This window comes from Thiorhodococcus minor (genome assembly GCF_010820565.1).
Taxonomy (GTDB): domain Bacteria; phylum Pseudomonadota; class Gammaproteobacteria; order Chromatiales; family Chromatiaceae; genus Thiorhodococcus; species Thiorhodococcus minor.
In genome coordinates, this window is the sequence record NZ_JAAIJQ010000190.1 from 1 (window position 1) to 3,209 (window position 3,209).

Annotated in this window: 2 protein-coding genes; one reads left to right on the forward strand and one right to left on the reverse strand. The window is 61.7% G+C overall.

Going from position 1 to position 3,209, the window contains the following annotated elements; genetic code table 11:
* Nucleotides 1-163 precede the first annotated feature (163 nt).
* A complete protein-coding gene (locus G3446_RS26090) occupies nt 164-877 on the reverse strand; it encodes a YrhK family protein (RefSeq protein WP_164456580.1) in 714 nt (237 codons plus the stop codon).
* A gap of 728 nt (nt 878-1,605) precedes the next feature.
* Between G3446_RS26090 and G3446_RS26095 the strand changes: the two genes are divergently transcribed.
* Complete coding sequence (locus G3446_RS26095; protein ID WP_164456581.1) at nt 1,606-3,186, forward strand: class I adenylate-forming enzyme family protein; 1,581 nt, start codon at nt 1,606-1,608, stop codon at nt 3,184-3,186.
* Nucleotides 3,187-3,209 lie beyond the last annotated feature (23 nt).

Genomic DNA, 3,209 nt, shown 5'->3' on the forward strand with positions numbered 1-3,209 from the left:
TCTTCGGTGTTGAGACTGATAGCGTTGCAACGCTTCATCGGCATGCTCCTACAAGGTTCCTGTGAAGACGCATTATTGTAACATAATCATAGCTTTAGGCGCTAAGTCCATGGCATTGGGCCGGTCTCTGATCCGGAGCTTGCCGATGTCTTTGTCTGGGGAGCTACGATGAAGTCTGAGCAGAAAGTTGCCTCTTGATGACGAGATAGGCGCGCCAGTAGTTGAAGACGCCGCCTATGAAGAACAGACAGCTGCCGATCAGGTATTGCCACGCCAGGAATCCGTAGAGAAGCTCGCGATCCTCCGGGGCGACCGACCACAGGTACGGCACGGAGGCGACGGTGAACAGCACCGAGCCAACGACGAAGCAAAGGGCGGTGAGATTCATCAGCTGCAGTGTGTCGATGGATTTGGCTACAACGATCTGGAGCACATTGATGCAGGCGCCGAGAACGAACAGGAGGCTCCCGATAACGAAGCACCAGGCGCCGGCCTTGACCAGACCCACCCGAGACAGGAAGAGAATACTCCCGACGGTGAAGAGGATGGTCCCGACGAGATAGGCACCCGCGGCTACGAGTTCGAGGCTCGAATCGCTCGTCCGCCGACCCAGTGTCAAGCGGTAACGGATGGCTTCAGCGGTATCGTGCCCTGTGACAATTAGGTACAGGAGCGATCCGAAGAAGAACGCCCATGCACCCCAGTCGGCATAGGCTTCGAAGCGCGGAAAGAAGAGGACGCTGCCGACGATGAATACGAGACCGCCGATCTTGTAGAGGATGGCGTTGATGGTTTCCCAGCGGAACTGGGCCTTCGAGTCACTCTGACCACGGGTCAAGTCATACAGTCTCGGTCGGTTCGAAAACAGATGTGGCATGGGGTCGGCACCTTCGACGCATCGGCTCGGTCGAAGCCTGGATTTTAGAAGCACGGGGCAAGCACTACATGAAGGCGCAAGTACGCATCCGCAGCTGCGGCTCTGCGGACATCTGCGCCGAGCTGCGAGGACCACTCCGTGCATCGCGCTACCAGCAGTCGGTCCTTTGTCCTCGAAAACCGACGATACGCGGCGACACGGGTCTCGTCGGAGCCCGCCAGTTCCCGGTAGAGCGCGTTTGGCGTCACCACGGGCTCCGTTCCGCCCAACGCATTGGCCCGGTAACTCGACCAAGGATACGGCCCCGGCGCAGGGACCACCGACGCGCGGACTGTGTTCAGCTCAATGTAGCGCTGGCAGGCGAGGAGGTAGGCGTCGGCCTCAATCAGCGATGAGCGGAACCGGCCTTCGAACAACCCGCCGGTGCGTCGGTAAGTGCGGTTAACGTGCTGGACATACCGCTGACCGAGGCGCTTCATCACCGCCGCCACCCCGTTGTCCCACGTCGCGGTTACTATTTCCACTACACGCGGTCACCATCATCCCGACCGTTCACAACGAGGGACCGGCAGCGGGCAGCGGGCAGCGGGGCAGCGGGGCAGCGGGGCAGCGGGGCAGCGGGGCAGCGGAAAATATGAGGTTGAAGTCATTATCACTTATTGCGTAGCCTCGACTTGGCGCAGAAGACCTCGGCGTGGTTTTGGGCGAGTGAAATGGAGATGACGAATATGTTCGATGACGACGCGTCCAGCCTCGCGCGGCTGTGCGACACCGGCCTATCCCTAGACTCGCAGCGAGTCGCCCTCATCCAGGGCAAGCGGTCGATGACGTATGCAGAGCTCGAGCAGCGCATCAATCGGGTCGCCAATGGGCTGATCTCGCTCGGAGTCGAGCGGTTCGAGCGCGTCCTCGTCATCTTCGAGAACGACATCCGCTTCCCCGAAGTCCTGCTCGGTATCGTCAGGGCCGGCGCCGTAGCGGTCCCGGTCAACTTCAAGTTCAAGCCGCCGCAGCACATCGACCTGGCTCGAGACTGTGGGAGTCGCATCGTCTTCGGCAGCGCAGGGATGGCCGAATCCGTCCTCGCCTGCCTGGCCGACGGTGTTGCCGAGGTCGGTATCGTCGTCGATGCCGACCGGGGTCCGCTTCGAAGCTATGAGGACTGGCTGGCCTCATCTTCGCCCGAACGCTGCGATCATGGGTCGGCCGGCAGCGACGTCTGCATCCAGGCGTACACCTCGGGCTCGACCGGACGGCCCAAGGGGGTTCTTCTCGCGCACCGTGGCCTACTGCGTAACGTTCAGCTCCAAGCGGAGTCCAACCGGATCGACGAGAACTCACGGGTCTTGTTGTCGACGCCGCTCTTCCACATGAACGCCACTGGCTCGGGACTCCTCCCGTGCCTGAGCCAGGGCGGCTCGGTGGTCATTCTCAAGGAGTTCGACGCGGAGCGCGTGATCGATGCGATCGAGACGCACGGCTGCACGTACACCACCGGGGTACCGGCCACGTACAAGCTGATTCTGGATGCCGCGCGACAACGGACGCACGTGGATGTCTCCAGCCTCGAGTTCATCGCAGTGGGGTCTGCTCCCATGACACGCGCGCTTCTCGACGAACTGGTCCAGACCTTGTCGGGTGTCGATGTGATCGAAGGCTACGGGCTGACGGAGTCTGGGCCCATCATCACCATGAACCCACGCGGCCGAAACAAGCTGGGCACGATTGGTCCCGCTCTTCCGGGCTTCGAGTGCAAGGTCATCGACTCCGACGGGAACATTTTGCCACAGGGAGAGGCGGGGGAACTTGTCGTGCGGAGCGAGTGCAACGCCCTCGGCTATTACAAGCGGCCGGACGCCCAGGCGGAGCGATTCCGCGACGGCTGGGTGTATACCGGGGATATCGTGGCGTGCGACCCCGACGGCTGGTTTACCTTCAGGGGGCGCGTCGATGACCAGATGCAGGTGGGAGGCGAGAACGTCTTCCCGGCCGAAGTCGAGAACATCCTCGCCACTCATCCGAAAGTGCGGGACGTCTGTGTCGTTCCTGTCCCCCACGAGGTGAAGGGCCAGGTTCCGGTGGCCTTCGTCGTGCGGAACGTCGGGTCGAGCCTCGGCGAGAAGGAACTCATTGACTACTACATGACGCGCGGACCCGCGTATTCCCATCCGCGCCATATCTACTTCATCGACGAGATGCCGCTCTCGGCGACCGGGAAAACCGACCGGCAGGCTCTTGAAAAGCAGGCTCGCGAGGGGTGCAACCTGCCGAGCGCGCCCGATCTGCGTACACGAAGTTGTGATCTTTGACCTGGGTGAGTTGGCAGGAGAGC

Bases quoted from the DNA above. Each gene is read 5' to 3' on its own strand.
- G3446_RS26095 (WP_164456581.1), top strand. From the start codon at position 1,606: ATGTTCGATGACGACGCGTCCAGCCTCGCGCGGCTGTGCGACACCGGC.
- G3446_RS26090 (WP_164456580.1), bottom strand. From the start codon at position 877: ATGCCACATCTGTTTTCGAACCGACCGAGACTGTATGACTTGACCCGT.